We start from the raw sequence: 19337 nt of genomic DNA on the forward strand, positions 1-19337 counted from the left end.
CGGCGGGCGCTCGTCATTTTCGGGGCTCGCCGTGACACTCGTGGTGCCGTACACGCGTACGCGTACGCACCGGGATACGCATGGCGCATGGCAATGACTCATGAAGGAGGCACGGTGGCGGGCGAGTCCCCCGACAGGTCGGAGCAGCGGAAGTCGTCGGGGGCGGCGACGGGGAGCGAACGCGACCCGCGGCTCGCTGTGTTCCGCGAGGGTTCCCCGGCCTCTTCCGAGCCGTCCGCGCCGGCTGCCGAGCCGCCGCTGGACGAGCGGACGACGGTTTTCCGGGCGCTGTCCCCGCGAAGGGCGGCGGAGGCCGCCGAGGCGGAGGACACCGTGTCCGGGGCCGCCCCGGCCGAGGCGGACGGTCCCGGTGAGGCTGCCGTCCGCGACGGCGCGGACGCCGCTGAGGGGGCCGTTGCCAAGGAGGGCGCGGGCGCCGATGACGCGTCGCGCGCGGCTTCGGCTTCGCGGTCCGAGGCGGACGCCGTTGACGAGACCGTTGACAAGGCCGACGACGCGGGCGACGCGGCCGTTGAGGATGCCGACGCCGAGGAGGCGTCGGCCCGTACGCCGTCCGGACAGGGCGACGGGGCGCGCGCGGCCTCGCAGTCCGAGCAGGACGTGCCCCGTGGGGCTGGTGCCGGCGGTGGCGCGGGCTCGGGTGACGCGGAGGGCGGCGACCGCGGGACGGCGGCCGCCTCGCGGACCGGCACCGCCCCGGCGGACGGCGAAGGTGAGGCTTCGGGCGCTTCCCGTACGTCCGCCAGGGACGACGACTCCGACGACTCCGACGATGGCGATGCCGCCGAGGCCTCCGAGCCGCCGGCGAGCGAGCGGACGGCGGTCTTCCGGACCCTGCCCGCCCGTGAGGCGTCCGGCGCGGCTCAGACGGCTCCCAAGGCGCCCGAGGGCGACGGCGATGCCGAGCCGGGCGGCAACGACGCGCGGCTGCGCGCCGCGGTGGCCGCGTGGGTCGAGAAGTCGGACGACGCGGAGTCCTCCGCGAGCCCGGCCCCGGCCGACGCCAAGTCCCCGGCGGAGAAAGCTTCCGCTGAGGCCGCGGTCGGCAACGGCTCCGAGGCCGACTCCTCCGCATCTGCGAACGCCGACGCCGACGCGAACGCGAAGCCGAACGCGGCCGCGAACGCCAAGCCGAACACGGACGCGGACGCGGACGCGGACGCGGACGCCAAGCCGAACACGGACGCGCACGCGAAGGCCGACAGGGCGTCGAACGCGAAGGCCGCCACGGACACGGACACGGACGCGGGCGCGGCCGACGACGACGCCCCGGCCGAGCGGCCCGGCGTCGACCAGCCGACGACCACGTTCAAGGCGCTGCGCCGCCCTGCCGTCGACCAGCCCACGACCGCGCTCAAGCTGCCGCCGGTGCCCAAGCCGGCCACCGCGTCGGAGCCGGCGACCGATTCCGCGAAAGAGCCGGCGGCCGGGTCCGGGCGCTCCAGCACCTTCGTGCCCCTGCGTCGCGACGACGCACACGCCGCGGCTCCCCAGAAGCCGCAGGCCGCGGCCGCCCCGCTGCCCCCCGCCTCGCTCACCGAGGCCGAGCGGACCAAGCAGCAGCCCATGCCGCCGCTGCCCCCGCTCGACCTGCTCGCCGAGCTGACGAACACCCCGCCGCCGCCGGAGACCCCGGTCCGTACGGTGGTGCGGCGCATCAAGATCTGGACCCCGCTGGTCCTGCTCCTGCTGATCGTCTTCGCGGTCGTGCAGATGGTCCGTCCGCTCCCGGACCCGGAGCTGGCGCTCACCGCCGACGCGGAGGTCGCCTTCGACGGTGGCAGGCCCGCGCTCCCGTGGCCGGGCGAGGGCCAGGGCCAGATCGCGGTGTCCGGGCTGGGAGTCGTCGGCGAGTTCGGCGAGGAGAAGCCCGTGCCGATCGCCAGCGTGACCAAGACGATGACCGCGTACATCATCATGCGCGACCACCCCTTCGAGCGGGGCGAGGACGGCGCGTCCATCCCCGTGGACGCGCTGGCCGAGAAGGAGGGCGGTTACGACCGGACCAACGACGAGTCGACCCTCAACACGATCAAGGAGGGCGACACGATCTCCGAGCGCGACGCCCTCAGCGCGGTGATGATCCCGTCCGCCAACAACGTCGCCCGGCTGCTCGCCCGCTGGGACGCCGGTTCCGAGGAGGCGTTCGTCAAGAAGATGAACGACACCGCCAAGGAACTCGGTATGACGAACACGACGTACACCGACCCCTCGGGCCTCGACGCCACCACCGTCTCCACGGCGGCCGACCAGGTGAAGCTGGGTCAGGCCCTGGTGAAGAACAAGGCCATGGTGGACATCACCCGTCAGCAGGAGTGGTACGACCCGTCAGGAAAGCGGCACAGCAACTACAACACGCTGATGCCGCGCAACGGCGCGATCGGCATCAAGACCGGATCGACCACCAAGGCCGGCGGCAACCTGCTGTTCGCCGCGTACAAGGACATCGGCGGCACGACGCAGACGATCGTCGGCGCGGTCCTCGGCCAGCACAAGCCGTCCATCCTCGAGACGGTCAACCGCGTCAGCGAGGAGGTGCTGGTCGCGACCCGCGAGGCGCTGAAGGCGAAGACCGTGGTCAAGAAGGGTGACGTCGTCGGTCACGTGGACGACGGCGTCGGCGGTTACACCCCGGTCGTGGCCACCAAGGACATGACGGTCGTCGGCTGGTCGGGCCTGAAGGTCGAACTCGGCATGACCGACGGCGGCAAGAAGCTGCCGCACACGGCGAAGGCGGGCACGGTCGTCGGCAGCATCACCGCCGGATCCGGCGCGGGCACCGTCAGCGTGCCCGTCGCACTCCAGCAGGACCTCGTGGAACCGGGCTTCGGCGCCAGGCTGACCCGTATCGGCTGAGGCCGACGGGCCATCCGGCACACGTGGGCGTCCCGGGCGACCGGGGCGCCCACGTGTTAGCGTCCCCGGGCAACTGGGGGCGCGGGGACGGCGTCCTCTCGTACGGACGGCACATGACGGGGCAGGGCAGGCCCGGGGGACGACGGCACACAGGGCAGGCAGAGGGACAGATCGGGGAGAGCCGCAGTGACCACCGCTGAGCCGACACGGGCGGACGGCAGCAGCACGTGCACGCCCGACGGCAGCGGCGCGGACCCGCAGCGGCGTCGCGGACCGCGAATACAGTCCGCCTCACCGACGCTGCTCCACCAGGCGGTGCACGGCGACGAGGCCCCTGAGGACCGGCACGGCAAGCGGCCCCCGGTGTCGCGCCTTCGCCACCTCGCCGCCCGCCTCGCGGGCCACCCCGTCGCCCTCGCCACCGCGCTGGCCGCTGTCGCGCACCTGCTCTGGTTCTTCTTCGTGGCCAACAGCGGCGGCGACATCGCCGCCCAGGACGCCTGGGCGGAGTTCGTGGGCCGGCACCCCGACTCCGCGTACAACCTCGCCTGGTACGGCGGGATGCACCCCGTCTCGTACAGCGTGGTCTCGCCGTACCTGATGTCCGTGCTCGGCGTGCGGACGACGATGATCCTCGCGGGAACGGTCTCGTCCGCCCTGACGGCCCTGATGCTCGTGCGGGTGCGGGCCGTCCGGAACCCGGCCGCGTGCGCGCTCGCCGGCGTGTTCGCGTTCGTGTGCAACGCGCTGTCGGGCCGGGTCACGTTCGGGCTCGGCATGATGTTCGCGCTCGGCGCGGTCGGCGCGGTCTTCTGCTGGCCGCACCGCTGGCGGCGCAACCGCTGGGCGAAGGCGGCCGTCGCGGCCCCGCTCGCCGGACTCGCCACCGCGGCCAGCCCGGTCGCGGGCCTCTTCCTCGGTGTCGTGGCCGCCGCCCTGTTCCTGAACGGCCGCCGCCCGGGCGCGTACGCGGTCGGCCTCGCGCCGGTCGTGGTCGTGGCGCTCTCCGCCTGGCTGTTCCCGTTCTCCGGCACGCAGCCGATGTCGCTCGCGTCGACGTCGCTGCCGTTCGCGTTCGGAGCCCTCGTCCTCGTGCTCGTGCCGAAGGAGTGGCGCACGGTCCGCACGGGCGCGGCCGTGTACGCGCTCGGCACGCTGCTGACCTGGCTGATCGACTCTCAGATCGGGTCGAACGTGTCCCGGCTGCCGATGCTGTTCGCGGGTGTGGTGCTGCTCGCCGCGCTGCCGTACACGGTGCCGCGCTCGCGCAGGTGGTACGCCGTCCTGCTCGCGTTCGCGGGCCTGAACGCCTGGATCGGGTTCAAGGGCGTCGACGACATCGTCCGCACCGCTCCGGCGGCTTCGTGGAACCGGGAGCTCGCGCCGCTCGTCGACCGGCTGCAGAAGGTGGGCGCGGAGCGCGGCCGGGTGGAGGTGGTCCCGGCGAGCAGCCACCGCGAGGCGTCCGCGCTCGCCCCGTACGTCAACCTCGCGCGCGGCTGGAACCGCCAGGCGGACATGAAACGCAATCCGCTCTTCTACGACGAGGAGAACGTCCTCACCCCGGCCACCTACCGTGCCTGGCTGGACCGTTGGGCCGTGCACTACGTCGTCCTGCCGAAGGGGCGCCCCGACTCCAGCGGTGCGCTGCGCGAGGCGGAGCTGGTCAGCAAGGGGCAGCCGTATCTGACCCGGGTGTGGGGGGACGCGAACTGGCAGCTGTTCGCGGTGAAGGACCCGATGCCGATCGCGGACCCGCCGGCGACGGTCGAGCACGCTGGCGCGGGGAAGCTGACGATCCGTGTGCGGTCGGCGGGCCGTGTGCTGATCCGTGTCCCGTACTCGCCGTGGCTCGGCCTCGTCGACGAGGAGGGCAGGAGCGTGCCGGGGCCGCAGGAGACGGAGGCGTCGAAGCTGCGGGAGGACGGGCCGAGGAGTTTCGACAACCCGCACGGCTGTCTGCTGAAGGCGGAGGAGGACCCGCAGGGCGACGAGTGGACCGAACTGCTCGCACCGCGCGCGGGCGTCTACCGGCTCGCGGCTCCCTATCGACTGCCGCGCGGTACGCCGTGTCCCGAGGAGTTCCGGTAGTGCCGCAGCCTTACCCGCGTTAACACTTATGCGCCCGGTCGCGCTGGTGCATAGTGGACGCGTTTTGACATACCGATCAGTCGGTCTACGGGGTTCGGTGCGACATGACGTACGAGCGAGACGGCGACGCCGGCGCGGCGACGAGGGCGGCCCGGTCGCCCCGAGCGGCAAGGCGGCTGATGACGGGCGCGGTCGCCCTGACGGCTCTGGCCCTGACCCTCACGGCGTGCGGCCCCTTCGGGGGTGACACACAGCCGGCCGGCGCGCAGGCCTCGGGCCCGGACGAGGACCTCGACGAACTCGGCGGCGCCCCGCAGCGGATCGTGCCGTCCGACACGCCGAGTTCGAAGCCCTCGCCGTCCCCTTCCCTGAGCCGCCCGACGCCGAAGCCGCCGCAGAAGCCGAAACCCCCGCGCTCCACCAAGGGCTCCTTCTACACGGCCTGGGCCGGGCCCGGCTGCACCGGCGGCGGGCGTTACGACGAAGACGGGCGCTACGGCGACGGCGACGACGGCTGGTACACCGTGCGCGCGGGAGGCCACCGGGGCGACGGCTGCGACGGCCGGTTCACGGCCATCCCGATGTCCGGTTCCCCGGTCAAGGACCGTGGGAACACCGCGACATGGTCCTGGTACGTGGGCAGCGGCTACACGACCTGCTCCGTGGCGGTGGTCGTACCCGAGAGCGACCGCGCGCGGGACGTGGCGGGCCGGCCGTCCACGTACTTCGTGCTGAAGGACCCCGACGATCCGGGCAGCGCGGTCAAGACGTTCGAGATCGACCAGACGTCGCTGCGCGGCAGCGGCCTGGTGATCGAGAAAGTCCCGGTGCACGGTCAGCGGCTGACGGTGCGCCTGGTCGACCGCGGTCAGGACTGGGGCGGTGACGGCCGCGACGGCGCGCACCACGCGGCGGCGCAGATGCGCGCGGAGTGCCGCGCCTGACCGGCGTCCGCCGCCCGCGCATGGGCTCGGCGACGCCCTCCCGCGCGTCGAACGCGGCGGATGCGTGACACGCAGAAGCGGTGCAGCCGCTTCGGGGGCACAGCGGCTAAGTTCGGCATTCCACGACATTTTGCAGGGAAATGCCCGACGAGAGGGACTCGATGCCGCTCTATCTGTCGAGGTTCAACTACACGCCGGAGACCTGGGCCAGGCTCATCAGCCACCCGGAGGACCGCAGACGGGCCGCTCAGACGTACATCGAGTCGGTGGGCGGGAAACTGCACGGATTCTGGTACGCCTTCGGCAGACGCGACGGCTACAACTTGTGGGAGGCCCCCGACAACGTCTCCATGGCGGCGGTCGCGCTGGCGATCACGGGAGGCGGTGCGCTCAGCTCGTTCGAGACGACGGTTCTCCTGACGGTCGACGAAACGCTGGACGCCTTGCGCAAGGCCGAGCACATCACGTACCGAGCCCCCGGCGCGTAGCCGTCTCCCGCTGACGCCGCCGAGGGCCCCGGACCGCCACCGATCCGGGACTTCGCGCTGCTGTCACCGGCAGGATGCGAACCTGCCGCACCCGCTTCCGAAGGTGTGCCGCGCTTCGTGGTCGCCGATGCCGGCAGCGGAGGACAACCGCTCGGCTCATGCCACGCAGAGTGAGATGCAGATGGTATTAATTACGACGCCCGCCTCGGCGTTTCCCGGTGCCAGCGTCACCCATTTGCCACGCATCTGGAGGAGAGGGAGCGGCGTTAGTCGGGATATGACGAAAGCAGGGTTCCACGGCTTGCCTCAGTACGGCGCGAGGAAGGACAGTCTGCCTGCGGCCCGTGATGTGGTGGCGGGAAAATACACTTACACGCCCGGTGTGGCGCAGTCGGCGCTCGATGCGCGTGGCACCTTGCACGGGGACGGCGCGCGGGTTCAACTCCAGGTCACCGATTCACTGCTCCGCGATTTCCTCGCACTGCTGGAGGCGGCCCAGGAGGAACTCAATCAGCGGTGGAACGGTCAGGGAAGCTCTGGCCGCCGCGCTGACCGCGCGTGACGGGGGGCGGATTTCCATGAATCACGACTATGCGGATCCCTCTTTCGTGCGGAATGACTGGTATTCCGACCCGTACACCTATGGGGTGGGGACCGGCTGGCACGGCGGCCCTGTCGAGGGCCTGCACTCAGGGCCTGCCCTGGTGCCCCCCGACTCGAACTGGGACCCGGTCGAGGAGCTCGCCTATCTCTTGCAGGAGGCCGTTCCGGCGGAGCCGGCGGCCACGGTGCCACCGCCTCGCAACGATGCGCCGTCCGGCGGTGACTTCACCGACCCGATGGAGAACCTGACGCGGATCACCGCTCAGTTGCCGCGCGTCCGGCGTTCTTCTGCCGCGCACCGGAAGATTCGAGTCCGGAAGCTCCGGCTCAAGTGGTTGCAGACCGGCAGCTTCCTCATCGTCGCATTCGTCGCCGTGATTGTGGCGATGGTCAGCGTATTCGGCGGCATGGCGGCCTATGAGCCTCTGCAGAACATCATGTCCGATGCGGAGAGCGGGATGATTCCCTGGTGGCCCCTTCTCGTGTACGGACCCTGGATGGCGGCCTCTCTCTCCATCCTGCGAACCGCCTTGCACCGGCGCCGGGCTTTCCATTCCTGGTTCATTGTTCTGCTGTTTTCCTCGGTCGCGGTAATTCTGTGCCTGGCTCAGGCCGACAGGACCTTCACGGGTGTCGCCGCAGCCGTCCTGCCGCCCGTCGCGTGCCTGGCTTGCTTCCAGCAACTCGTCCGACAGATCACTTTGACTCGGCCACCGCGACAGGCCACGCCCCGTCACCGCCAATAGCGGCTGGTCTCATGCCTGCCGAGTCTCCCGAGGCGGGAACGATGCCTTTGTTCGCGCCGCCGGCCTGCTGGTTCAGAGCGGGCCGGCGGAACGGTTTCAGGCCGGCGCTGCGGGGGTGTCGTCGCGCCTGACCGCGGTGCCGTTCCGTCCGATCCGGCCGGAGCGCATGCGACGTATGCCGACGCGCTCAGCCGCCCCTCCTGGGCGGTCGCCGTGTCACCGATCTGCACGACAGCGCCGCCCTTTGGTCCTAACGGCCCTTCCGGGCCGTTGACCTGCGGTTCTCGTGCGGTGAGGACCCCATCATCGGCGACACGGGCGGTAGTCGCGGTTGCACGCTGAGTCAGCGTGGGTTCTTTGGAATCGAGAGCTCCATCCGGAGCGGCTCGTCTCATCTCGCATCAGAGCGCATTGAGGAGAAGCACGAGATGATATCTGCCAAGATCCGCGGCTCCATCGTGGCCGTCACCGCGGCGGCGGCCGCCGCCACCGTGTTCATGGCCCCCACAGTCTCGGCCGACACGAAGTCCGTCCCGTCCGCCGCAGTCGTCATGGACAAGGACAAGGACAGGGACAAGGACAAGGACAAGGACAGGGACGACGAAAAGAGGAACTGCGCGCCGCTTCTCGCCCAGCTGCTCGACCGGCTGCGGCTGGCGGAGGACTCGCTGGACAGCACGCCTCCGGCGATCCCCACCGCGCGCACTGCTCTGTCCCAGGCCGACCGGAGGCTGACGGCGCTGGAGGACAGCAAGTGCCTCTGCCTGGCGGAGGTCGACCTCCTGAGGGAGCGGCTGGACACCGCGATCGGCTTCCTCAACGCCACACCGGTGAACGTGCCCGAGGCGCGGGAGTCCCTGGCCTCCCTGCTCGTGGTGATCGAGGTGCTCCAGGCCGGTGAGACGTGCCGCGACGGAAAGTGCGACGTGAACGGCGTCATGTCCGACGGCTGAGCACGGCACGCCATCAGGCTGTCGGACACCCCCTCAGAAGATCACTTCCGAGGGGGTGTCCGACGCTCTGACGCGGGTGCTCTGACGCCGGCCCTCTGAGGTGGACCCTCTGACGCGGGTCAGAAGTTGGGCCCCCGCAGGGTCAGAACCTTTTCGGAGCCTCGCCGGATCACGCGTCGGGGTTCCTGCCCTCGGCGGTCTTCTTCAGGCGGTCGATCTGGAGCTTCGCGAGGTCGTTGTAGTTCGGCTTCTCCACGAAGGTGCCGTCGCCGTTCACCACGGTGACCACGCTCCCGATCCGCATCATGACCATGGTCTCCCCGTCGGCGTCCTCGAAGGCCTCGGTCTCCTCGGCGCCCGCGTCGATCTGCACCGGCTTCGCCTTCTTCCCGTCCTCCTCGGCCTCGCCGCGCTCCTCGGTGACCAGGGCCTTGTACGTGGCTTTGGCGTCGTCCGGGCTCTGGAAGGCCAGGATGGCGAAGTTGACCTCACCGTCGTAGTCGGAGCTGTCGCCCCGGCCGCTGTCATCCGTGTCGAAGTCGGTGCCGCCCATGGCGATGAGCCCGCCGCAGTTGGACTCGGTCGATTCGGTGCACGTCTCGACGGCCTCCTCGCCGACCTCGATCTCGATGTCGTCGCCCTCGAAGCCCTGGGGGGCGCTCGCCTTGCTGGGAAGGGCGGTGCGAACCATGTCCGGCGTCAGCGTGACCGGGGGCTTGTCGCCGTCCCCCCGGAAGGCGTCCAGACCGTCGTCCGAACCACCACATGCCGTCAGTACGGCCATCAGCACCACTCCGGCCGCGATCCCCCGTGCTGCCTTGATCAACGTCAACCCCTCGTGTTCATTGCCGACTTGACGTTGGATACTCAAGCGCATGGGGGCTGAGCACGCCAAATGCGTCTCGCCGGATCCCTGCGTGGGCTGCCGAGCGCCGCAGCACGTGTTGCGCGCACGGCGAGCGGAGTGAGCCGCCTTGACGGCCGCCTGGCTCAAGTCCTCCTCCTGCTACACACTTTGCGCCTGAGTGCGTGCCCGTCAGGCCTCCTTGGCGGTGGCAGGTTCACCTTGGCCGGGGTGTCCGTCGGCGGGCGGCCCCGCGTCGGCGCTGCCGTGGCCCTGGGCGCCGGCCCCCGCGACCCGGTGCGGCAGCTTCGCCGCGACGACGATCGTCACCAGGGCGAGGGCGGCCGCGACCCCGAAGGCCAGCTTCATCCCGCTCACCTGCGCGGGCACGGCGGCGACACCGTCGGCGGCCAGGCGGCTGGCGCGCGCGGACATCACGGTCACCACAAGCGCGGTTCCGAACGCTGCGGCGACCTGCTGCAACGTCCCCAGCATCGAGCTGCCGTGCGAGTACAGGTGAGGGGGAAGCGCTCCCATGCCGAGCGTGAAGACCGGGGTGAACGTGGCCGCCAGACTGACCATCAGCAGCGCGTGCAGTCCCAGCACCTGCCAGTACGGCATCGTCGTCGAGACCTGCGTGAACCCGCCGAGGGCGAGCACCATGCCGATCGAGCCGGGCAGCACCAGCGGGCGACTGCCGAACTTGTCGAACGCCTTTCCGACGGTCGGACCCAGCAGGCCCATGACCAGACCGCCCGGCATGAGCAGCAGCCCGGTCTCCAGCGGGCTGAGTCCGCGCAAGTTCTGCAGGTACAGCGGTAGCAGGATCATCGCCCCGAGCATCGCGAGGAACCCGATGGACATGAGGGCCAAGGACAGGCTGTAGGTGCGGTGCCCGAGGGTGCGCAGGTCCATCAGAGGCACACCGGTGCGTTGCAGCTTGAGCTGGCGGATCACGAAAACGGCGATGGCCGCGGCCCCGGAGATGACGACGCCGATGGCGAGCCCGACGCTGCCGTCGCTGTCGCCGAAGAGGCTCAGGCCGTACACCAGGCCGCCGAAGCCGAGCGCCGCCACGCCGACGCTGAGCCAGTCGATGGAGCTCACCTGCGGATCGCCGATGTTCTCCACCTTGCGCAGCCCGAGCAAGGTCACCAGGGCCGCGATCGGCAGGACAGCCACGAACAGCAGTCGCCAGGAACCGACCTGCAGGATCAGCCCGGACACGGCGGGTCCGAGCGCGGGAGCCACCGAGATCGCCAGGGTGACGTTGCCCATCACCCGGCCGCGGTCATGCTCGGGCACCACGATCATCAACGTGGTCATCAGCAAGGGCATCATCACGGCTGTGCCCGCGGCCTGCACGATCCGGCCCAGCAGCAGTACCTCGAAGGACGGCGCGACGGCCGACAGGGCGGTACCCGCGAGGAACACGCCCATCGCTATGGCGTAGGCCTGACGGGTGGTGACCCGCTGCAGGAACCAGCCAGTGACCGGAATCACAGCGGCCATGGTCAGCATGAACGCGGTGGACACCCACTGCGCCGACTGCTCGGTGACGCGCAACGAGTCCATCAGCCGCGGGATCGCGTTGATCATGATGGTCTCGTTGAGGATCACCACGAACGTGGCCAGCACCAGCAGCCGCACCACCATCGGTGTGCGGCCCGCCTGTACGGCGGGTCGTTCTTGGATCACAGCTGACATGGCAGCACCTCGCTGGGGTTCCTGGTCGCAGTCGCCTCGCAGCCAAGGGCCGCCGGCTGGAGTGGGTTGGTGACACCGGTGAGGACCGGTACACCCGGCAGAACTCATCGGTCGGCCCCCGAGTGTTCCGCATCGTTGCGCAAATCGCCCCCGAATTCTCGTCTGCTCAACGAAGGCAATCCGTCAGCCACCGCCCGGCTCGACATCAGCGACCGTGCTCGCCGACTGATCCGCAGGGCCTGGACCCTCGGTGCACGCGGGGCCCTGGACCTCCGCCTGCGAGGATGCGCCGGGGGCTCCGGCTGGGGGATGTGGACTCTGTGGCAACTCTGGTAGCGCGCGTGGCTCTCTCGGCGCAGGTGGATCAGCCGCCGGTGATGCCCAGTGTGAGGACGCGGACGGCTTCGCGAGTGTTGTCCGCGGCGAAGCGGACTTCTCGCACTTCCTGCGTCGGCTTGCCCGGCTTGAGCTCCACGGGGTACGGCTCGCGCAGCCTGACGCTGAGGGTGGTGGAGTCGCCGATCGGCATCGCCAGTACGCCGTCGGCGATCTGGACCGCCCTGCGGTAGCCGCTGTGCCGGGTCGTACGCACCGACTCCACGAGTTCGAGCGGAACGGTGATCTGGGTGAAGTGGGCGAAGCGCAGAACCACTTTGCCGTCGCCGACGATGTGGGGGCGGACGGAGAGCGCGGCGATGAACCCGAGTACCCACACTGTTCCGTACACGGAGAGAGCCAGCAGTATGAAGCGCACCACTGGCCAGGGGACCAGGAATTCGACGGCGAGGATCTCCAGCGGTACGAGAAAGACCATCGCCCACATGATTGGCTTGATTTCGGAGCCGTAGGTCAGGATCTCGTGGGCCTCCGGCGCGTCCGGCTTGCGGCGGATCCAGCGCCAAAGGGCCCGGAAGAGTCCGAACTCCGCCCCCATCGCTTTGGCCACGGGTGCGGGGAGGACTGCGGAAAGTGCCTGGCTGAGGGCCTCCTGACCGTCGGCGCCCTGACGTCGGGAGGTCTTGAAGGCCCGTCTGGCAACGGTGATTTCGATGATGACGATCCCGGCGAGGAGGACTTCGAGGATCAGCCCAACTGCCACAGCCTCGCCCCAACTGAACACGCCGGTCCAGACGAGACAGACCTGGGCGAGGACAACAGTCGGTGCCGCCCATCGAGCAGCGCTCGCCAGCAATTTCCGCAATGCCAATCACCTCCCGCTACCTGGACTTGGTGTCCTCCCCATCGCCCCAACCCTCGCCCGGCGCTTCGACCGCTCCAGTGTGCGGAGGTTGCCGTCAGGGGCTGCCGTCAACGCCAACTCCCCGGCCCGTCCCGGCGCCAGGGACGATGTGCAATTCGTACGGCGTGTAGCACTCGGACATCACGGTGCCTATCGCAGGTCCGCAGGTGCACTTCCGGTTGGGCCCCCGGTCACCAGGAAGACCACAGCAGCCGACTTCGCCGGTGGGCAGCTTCAGCAGCCCAGGCATGTCCTCAGGGTGCAGAAGCAGGGTGTCACGTGGCCCGCCGGAGACAGCCTCCAGGCCGTCGACGCTCATCGAAGGGCCGCCCGGGTAGGCCGGCACACACTCATCCTGGTTGTCGCTGGGGACGAACGGAGCTCCCGATGGGTCGGGGTCCACCGCGTACCAGCCGCGAGGCATCGTCGCTGGCGCGCGACGTACGCCACCCACGGGTAGGCCGTCGTAATGCGGACGCTCCGGAACCGTGTCCATCATCTGGAGCTCTGATGTGAGCTGCCTGCCGCACGCAGCACAAGAGAAGATCGTCATCGGCGTCTTGCCTACAGGCGGCGCCGCTTGAACGCAATGGTGTTTTCGTTCCAGCACGATGAGCGCCACCAACACCGCCGGCACAGTGAAACCCTTCTGCCGCCCGAGGCCGGGGCGAACCACTGGCACCCCTGTTCCCCGTGGTTCCCCCCTTTGCTCCTGCCTTGTCGGGCACGTAGCGGGCACGGGTCAGGGCTTCCCGCCGGTAGACGTCTCTTGGTCGTAGACACGCTGGTACTCAGCGACCGTGTCACCGAACTGCCTGCCGCCAAGTTCTTCCAGGCGGCCGTCGCGGCGGTCAACAACGATGGGCCCCGTACCGATCCACATGTCTCGAAGGCTCCCCGTCTGCACGTATCTGGAGCTCTGATACGTGTACTCCCACGCGAAGCCGTGCTCCTTCACTTGGATCACTACAGCGGTCACGCCCTCTTCCGGAGGGGACGGCTGCATCTGGGCGAGATGGGCGTCAACGAGCGCTCGGGCTCGCACGGCTGTGATCACTGCGCGAGTCTACGTACGCACCTGGGGTCGGTGGACTCTGATTCGAAGATCAACCGTCCACGCATCGACGCCCGCACGGAGGCGATCAGCCTGCTCGCGATGGCGGCGACCATGGGCTGTCACTGCCCTCGAGTGGTCGGCACTGCTCGTGCCCGCTCGTTCTGGCATGGATCGGCACGTTCTGGCACGTACAGCCAGGAGTGTGCCACGGCACTGAGGTCAGTTCAGGGACATGAGGACCGTTGAATCAATCCCCATGACGTCACCACGCGTGACGTGAGGTGCCGTTGGGGGTAACGTGCGCCGTACACTTTTCAGCCTGCTGGCCGATACGCAACCAGGGACTGTGATGCAGGAACGTCTGATGTTGCCCGCTCAAGCCCATCAGGAGATAGCGCCCGCCGAGCTTCAGGCATGGCATGTTCCTGACATTATGGGCGGGCGTGGCAAGGCAGTTGAGCGCCACATGGTGCTTCTGGCGGTGTTGCCGGCCGTGCTGGTCGCGATCATCGGAGCCGCCGGCGCTGCTCTCCTGTTCACCGCAGGCGTGGGCCACGTCGACAAGAGCGCCTTCTGGGGTCTGCTCAATGGAACGCTGCTGCTCGTCTGCGTGATCCTCTCGGGCGCAGCGTTCATCGCCGCGGGGAAGGCGCGGGCCGTGGCTCGCAGCCATAGCGAGTTGAGCTCGTTCGCGGCACGGAGCCAGGCCGAACTGGCCACGCTCCGACGGCAGATGGGGCCTGGCCAACAGCTGGGAGAAAATCAGCGCCATCAGCCAGGCCCGTTGTCCGAGCGGACGGGTGATGCGCTGGATCGGCCGGGGCAACCGATCGCATCCGCTCAGCGCGTGGCCGGGGCGACTGCGGTGGAGCACGGGGCGCGGGAGCGTGGCGGTCAGCACTTCGAGGTCTTCGCCAATCTGGCCCGAAGGCTGGAGTCTCTCGTGCACCGCGAGATCGGGCTGCTGGACGACCTGGAGAACGAGGTCGAGAACCCGGACCTGCTCAAAGGCTTGTTCCATGTGGACCACCTGGCCACGCGTGTCCGGCGATACGCCGAGAATCTGGCCGTGCTCGGCGGCGAGGTCTCCTATCGTCAGTGGACCCGACCGGTCAGCATGGCCGATGTGATGCGTTCCGCGGCTGCCGAGATCGAGCAGTACTCGCGGGTCAAGATGGTGCCTCCGGTGGACGGGACGGTGAGCGGGCACGCGGTCGTCGACGTGGTTCACCTACTGGCGGAGCTGGTGGAGAACGCCACGGTGTTCTCCCGCCCCCAGACCCAGGTGCTGCTGCGTGCCGAGCACGTCACCGCCGGGCTGGCGATCGAGGTCGAGGACCGCGGTCTGGGCATGACCTCCACTGAGCGGGACCAGATGAATGCCCTGCTCGCCTCCCCTGAGGGCATCGCCTTGGGCGAGCTGCTCCAGGACGGTCGCATCGGCCTGTATGTGGTCTCTGTGCTGGCCCGGCGGCACGGCATCGTCGTCCAACTCAAGAGCAACGTCTACGGCGGTACACAGGCGGTGGTGGTGCTGCCGCACGAGCTGCTGGGCCGGGGCCCGGACGTGGTGGAATCACAGCCACAACAGTCGGACCTCCCTCCTGCCGCCGCTCATGGACACGCCGACGACGCGACGGAGCAGGCACGTGAGCCGGACACGTCTGTCGCTCGGGATCCGGCACCGGCACCGGCGGCCGAACCACTACACGCCCCCGTCGCGGCCCCCACGCAGGGAGATGCTCCCCCCGTGCTGCCCCAGCGGCGCCGTCAGGAACACCTCGCCCCGGAATTGCGGCAGTCTCCCCAAACTGCCGTGGCGCCCAAGGAAGACGATCACGATCCCGGCCTGATGGCCGCGTTTCAGAGCGGCGTCCGCCTGGCTGAGGACTCCCAGGAAACCGACACCTCCTCGTCCCTCGGCGGGGAGATCCGACCGGATCCGGCCCCCTAGCAGTTTCACGTCATTGAGGAGAAGTGGGCAGTTGTGGTGAGTGAAGATCTCTCTTGGCTGTTGAGCGGCCTTGTGCACCGCGTACCGCATACGCGCAGTGCACTGCTGTTGTCATCGGACGGTCTGGTGATGGCCTCGGATGGACTGGACAAAGACGCGGCGGATCATCTGGCGGCCCTCGCCAGCGGGCTCCACTCTCTGGCGCGCAGTGCCGGCAAGCGATTCGATGACGGCGGTGATGTGCGGCAGGTCGTGACCGAACTCAGCAGCTCGATGCTTTTTGTCTCCGCGGCCGGGCAGGGCGCCCTGTTGGCAGTGCTGGCCGGACGCGAGGCGGATGTGCCGGTGCTGGGCTACGAGATGACCATGATGGTGAAGAGCGTCCGCAGCCACCTGGGGGCCGCTCCCCGTCAGCCGGCGGGGCAGTGAGAGATGCCGGATGACCCGGACGATCCGCATAGGCCGTTGCTCGACGATGCCCTGGGGCGGCTGGTTCGGCCGTACACCGTCAGTGACGGACGCACCAGGCCCACCTGCCAATTCGACTTGATGACCATGGTGGTGGCCACGGGTACCGTGCTGCGGACCAACCTCGGATTGGATCACGGACATGTGCTTGACCTGTGCCGGACGCCGGTCACGGTGGCTGAGCTCGCGGGACACACGCGGATGCCGGCAGCAGTGATCAAGGTGCTGCTGTCCGACTTGATGGAGCGTGGGGCGGTCGTCACACGGCGCTTCGACGTGGGAACACCGGGGTCATATTCTCCCCCCGATCGAGATCTATTGGAGGCGTTGCGGGATGGGCTCCTCAAACGGCTCTGAGGCACCCGGCGCCGACTCCCTTCCGATGGGGATCAAGGTTTTGGTCGCCGGGGGTTTCGGGGTGGGCAAGACCACCTTCGTGGCAGCAGTGAGCGAGATCGAGCCGCTGAGCACGGAAGAACTGCTGACCGAGGTCAGCGCTGCCACGGACAGGTTGGAGGGGGTGGAGAACAAGGCCACCACCACGGTCGCGATGGACTTCGGCCGGATCACCCTCAGCCCCCACCACGTGCTCTACCTGTTCGGCACGCCCGGTCAGGAGCGTTTTTGGTTCATGTGGGACGAGATGTCCGCTGGTGCGCTCGGTGCGATAGTGCTCGCCGACACCCGTCGGCTTGACCACAGTTTCGCGGCGGTCGACTTCTTCGAAGCGCGAGGCATCAACTTCGTCGTCGCGGTCAATGAGTTCGACGGGGCGCACCGCTATGAGCCGGAAAAGGTGCGGGCGGCGCTGGACCTCAAGCCCGAGGTCCCAGTGGTCCTGTGTGATGCCCGCCTGTCCAGCTCGGGTATTCGGGTTCTGCTTTCCCTCGTGGAGCATCTGATCACTTCAAGGAGTTCGCATGGCTGAGATGGTGTACAAGTCTCCCTTCGGAGGGGAGATAGCGATCGCCGTGCGTCATCTGCTTCTCCCTCCGGAGGACCCTGAGGCAGAGGCGCGGACACGCCGGCTTCGGGAACTGGGGATCGAGGACAAGCCCGTTCCGGAGTTCGATGACTTCGCGCGTGAACTCGCGCAGCGCACCGGGGGGTGTTACGCGGGGGTCAACTTCCTTGTCGACGAGAGCCGTCAGTACTATGCGGGCTTGTACAGCGCGGCCGCCGACACGACCGTGAACCTGGAGTCCCCCCTTCTCGACGATCCCGTGCCCGGCCGGGTGATGCCTCGTGCCTTCGACATTGGTTTCTGCCCGCATGTAGTCAAGCGGCGCAAGGCTCTGGTGCTGGAGGATGTCCGCGACTACCCACGCTTTGCCGGGAACCACGTGGTCGACGCCATTGGGATCCACTCCTACCTGGGCGCTCCGCTGATCGACAACACGGGCATGGTGCTGGGCACGATCTGCGTGGTGGACCAGGATCCGCATCCCTGGGGTCAACAGGGGCTGGAGACCATCAAGACGATGGCGGCCGACCTGGTGGAGCGCATCGAACGGCGGGCACACGGCTCGTGATGAAGCCTGTTCAAGAGGGGGTCTTCGGCCGTCGGCAGGAGCGGGCACGTCTTGTCAGGGGCTGTGCCCGGCCGATCCGCCCGCTGCGCTAGACCAGGTGGACGTGCGGCCGGGGGACGCGTGAACCATGGTTGGTCACGGTTCGCCGCCCTATCTGGTACGACCGGGTGCAGCCCTCGTGGAGTGCTTGCCGTACGGACGGTGCCCTGGCTGTCGCATACCTGCGGATACGACGAGCCCGGTGTGCGTGCCCCCGCAAACGCCTCGGACCGGAGACGCCATCTGGCACCTCATCAGCCCGGCTGTCGACGCGGCCTCGCGAGCGGCCTTCTGGTGCGGATCTGGCGCAAGGCGCTCAGCGCGGTCCAGACAGCAAAGAAGCCCCGGGCTGCTGGCCTGGGGCTTTCTCGTGGAGCGGGTGACGGCTCGTTGGCGCGCGGCCTGGCCATGAGCTGGGCAGCGGCCCTAGCTGCCCGGGCTGGAGCGTCGTCGGTTGCCCCGACTTGACGGCTGGACAACGTCATCAGGCCGCGTCGCAAGCTCAGCACCTACGACACGTACGAGGCTCACGTCCGGCTGTACCTCGTGCCCGTGATCGGGTCGAAACGGCTCGAATCCCTGGGCACCGCCGACGTCCGGCGCTTCCTGGTCCAGCTGGAGAACAAGACCACTGCGGCCACAGCCAAGGAATCGCACCGGGTGCTGCGCACTGCCCTGACGGCTGCCTGCCGCGAGGAGCTGGTGACCCGTAACGTGGCGAGCCTCGTCGAGCCGCCCCGGGCCAAGTCTCGGGAGCTGAGCCCCTGGTCCCTCGAGGAGACGCTGAACTTCCTCGCCGCCGCTCGTAAGGACCCGCTGTACGCGGCCTTCGTCCTCGCCATTGCCATGGGCCTCCGGCGGGGTGAGATCGTCGGTCTCCGTTGGGTCGACGTCGACCCGGACAAGCGCGTGCTCTACGTCCGTCAGCAGACGCAGCGTCGGCGTGGCGTCCTCTATGACGACGATCCCAAGGGCCGCCGTCGCCGGGCAGTGCCGCTCCCGGCGATGTGCATCGCGCCGCTCCGCTGGCACCGGACGCGCCAGGCCGCCGCCAAGGGGCGCGCGGGGGAGTCGTGGGATGAGGGCGGCTACGTCTTCGCTACCCGTACCGGCCGACCGGTCGAGCCGCGCAACGTGTATTGGTCCTTCACCCGGGTCGCCGACTCCGCCTGCCTTCGCGTCATCCGCTTGCACGACGCCCGGCACGGCTGCGCCACCTTGCTCACTGCTGCCGGGGTCGCTCCTCGCGTCGTGATGGAGATCCTCGGGCACAGCCGGATCAGCATCACCATGGACGTCTACACGTACGTCGTCCAGGACACGCAGCGCGAGGCGATCAGCCACATGGACCGGCTGCTCAAGAGGCGGCCAGGCCGTGAGTGACCGCCTCCGTTGATGTCAGAAGTGGATGTCAAAGGCCCCGGACCATGATCGGTCCGGGGCCTTTGCGCTGGTGCCCCCGGCAGGATTCGAACCTGCGACACCCGCTTTAGGAGCGAGGTGAGGCGAGTTGGGCCTGACCTGGGTATTTGATGGCTTCGGCGCCTGCGGCTCCTGGGCCCTGCATGCAGCCGCGGTTCCCCGGGAGTCCCCGCTCGATCTGGCACGGATCTGGCATGCGGGTGACCTGGGGCCTTGCCCCCTGCCCACGGTTGGTCAGCAAAAGTGCGGCTCTCCAGGAGCTCCTGGAGAGCCGCACCTCAACACCGCACCCGAAAAAAAGATGGGAAGTGCCAACGTCTGAACACCAGTGACCCAAAACTGCAAGCGGTATGGCGTGGTGTGGGTGTAAAA

At 68.9% G+C, this 19337-nt stretch carries 16 protein-coding genes and 1 pseudogene; 13 read left to right on the forward strand and 4 right to left on the reverse strand.

Annotated features, from left to right (window positions below; translation table 11 throughout):
- Positions 1–87: 87 nt before the first annotated feature.
- The 7 genes from AB0K02_RS04515 to AB0K02_RS04545 all read left to right on the forward strand — a co-directional run bounded on the left by AB0K02_RS04515 (position 88) and on the right by AB0K02_RS04545 (position 8702).
- The gene (locus tag AB0K02_RS04515) at positions 88–2877 is read left to right on the forward strand and encodes a serine hydrolase (RefSeq protein WP_365990862.1); all 2790 of its coding nucleotides are present in this window, start codon (positions 88–90) and stop codon (positions 2875–2877) included.
- Positions 2878–3063: 186 nt separating this feature from the next.
- Positions 3064–4968 (forward strand): MFS transporter, encoded by a 1905-nt coding sequence (locus tag AB0K02_RS04520; protein WP_365990863.1) that lies wholly within the window; start codon positions 3064–3066, stop codon positions 4966–4968.
- A 104-nt stretch (positions 4969–5072) separates the two neighbouring features.
- On the forward strand, positions 5073–5912 hold the full coding sequence (locus tag AB0K02_RS04525) for an adhesin (protein WP_365990864.1): 840 nt from the start codon (positions 5073–5075) through the stop codon (positions 5910–5912).
- A 161-nt stretch (positions 5913–6073) separates the two neighbouring features.
- Positions 6074–6400 carry a GYD domain-containing protein gene (locus AB0K02_RS04530; RefSeq protein ID WP_365991015.1) on the forward strand — a complete coding sequence of 109 codons (327 nt, stop codon included), beginning with the start codon at positions 6074–6076 and terminating at the stop codon, positions 6398–6400.
- A 175-nt stretch (positions 6401–6575) separates the two neighbouring features.
- Positions 6576–6962 (forward strand): hypothetical protein, encoded by a 387-nt coding sequence (locus AB0K02_RS04535; protein ID WP_365990865.1) that lies wholly within the window; start codon positions 6576–6578, stop codon positions 6960–6962.
- Between the two features lie 16 nt (positions 6963–6978).
- Positions 6979–7749, forward strand: coding sequence for a DUF2637 domain-containing protein (locus AB0K02_RS04540; RefSeq protein WP_365990866.1), 771 nt, complete (start codon positions 6979–6981; stop codon positions 7747–7749).
- A 428-nt stretch (positions 7750–8177) separates the two neighbouring features.
- Positions 8178–8702 carry a hypothetical protein gene (locus AB0K02_RS04545; RefSeq protein WP_365990867.1) on the forward strand — a complete coding sequence of 175 codons (525 nt, stop codon included), beginning with the start codon at positions 8178–8180 and terminating at the stop codon, positions 8700–8702.
- Between the two features lie 169 nt (positions 8703–8871).
- Here the strand turns inward: AB0K02_RS04545 and AB0K02_RS04550 are convergent, their stop codons facing one another.
- The 4 genes from AB0K02_RS04550 to AB0K02_RS04565 all read right to left on the reverse strand — a co-directional run bounded on the left by AB0K02_RS04550 (position 8872) and on the right by AB0K02_RS04565 (position 13550).
- Entirely contained in the window at positions 8872–9528 is a 657-nt protein-coding gene (locus AB0K02_RS04550) for a hypothetical protein (RefSeq protein ID WP_365990868.1), read from the reverse strand.
- A 210-nt stretch (positions 9529–9738) separates the two neighbouring features.
- Entirely contained in the window at positions 9739–11253 is a 1515-nt protein-coding gene (locus AB0K02_RS04555) for an MDR family MFS transporter (RefSeq protein ID WP_365990869.1), read from the reverse strand.
- A 364-nt stretch (positions 11254–11617) separates the two neighbouring features.
- Positions 11618–12352, reverse strand: a complete 735-nt coding sequence (locus AB0K02_RS04560) for a hypothetical protein (protein WP_365990870.1) — start codon at positions 12350–12352, stop codon at positions 11618–11620.
- Positions 12353–13235: 883 nt separating this feature from the next.
- Positions 13236–13550: a YrhB domain-containing protein gene (locus AB0K02_RS04565; protein ID WP_365990871.1), complete on the reverse strand. Its 315-nt coding sequence runs from the start codon at positions 13548–13550 to the stop codon at positions 13236–13238.
- A gap of 349 nt (positions 13551–13899) precedes the next feature.
- Between AB0K02_RS04565 and AB0K02_RS04570 the strand changes: the two genes are divergently transcribed.
- From AB0K02_RS04570 to AB0K02_RS04595, 6 genes and pseudogenes are all read left to right on the forward strand, one after another.
- Positions 13900–15504 carry an ATP-binding protein gene (locus AB0K02_RS04570; protein WP_365990872.1) on the forward strand — a complete coding sequence of 535 codons (1605 nt, stop codon included), beginning with the start codon at positions 13900–13902 and terminating at the stop codon, positions 15502–15504.
- Positions 15505–15537: 33 nt separating this feature from the next.
- Entirely contained in the window at positions 15538–15933 is a 396-nt protein-coding gene (locus tag AB0K02_RS04575) for a roadblock/LC7 domain-containing protein (RefSeq protein WP_365990873.1), read from the forward strand.
- Between the two features lie 3 nt (positions 15934–15936).
- The gene (locus tag AB0K02_RS04580; RefSeq protein WP_365990874.1) at positions 15937–16329 is read left to right on the forward strand and encodes a DUF742 domain-containing protein; all 393 of its coding nucleotides are present in this window, start codon (positions 15937–15939) and stop codon (positions 16327–16329) included.
- The gene (locus AB0K02_RS04585; RefSeq protein ID WP_177153609.1) at positions 16307–16900 is read left to right on the forward strand and encodes an ATP/GTP-binding protein; all 594 of its coding nucleotides are present in this window, start codon (positions 16307–16309) and stop codon (positions 16898–16900) included. The genes AB0K02_RS04580 and AB0K02_RS04585 overlap by 23 nt, the downstream gene beginning before the upstream one ends.
- Positions 16893–17504 (forward strand): GAF domain-containing protein, encoded by a 612-nt coding sequence (locus tag AB0K02_RS04590; protein WP_307715691.1) that lies wholly within the window; start codon positions 16893–16895, stop codon positions 17502–17504. Before AB0K02_RS04585 ends, AB0K02_RS04590 begins: the two co-directional genes overlap by 8 nt.
- Positions 17505–18014: 510 nt before the next feature.
- Positions 18015–18926: pseudogene (locus AB0K02_RS04595) on the forward strand (site-specific integrase); the annotation flags it as partial.
- Positions 18927–19337: the final 411 nt, after the last annotated feature.

Source organism: Streptomyces sp. NPDC049597 (assembly GCF_040675505.1).
Lineage (GTDB): Bacteria > Actinomycetota > Actinomycetes > Streptomycetales > Streptomycetaceae > Streptomyces.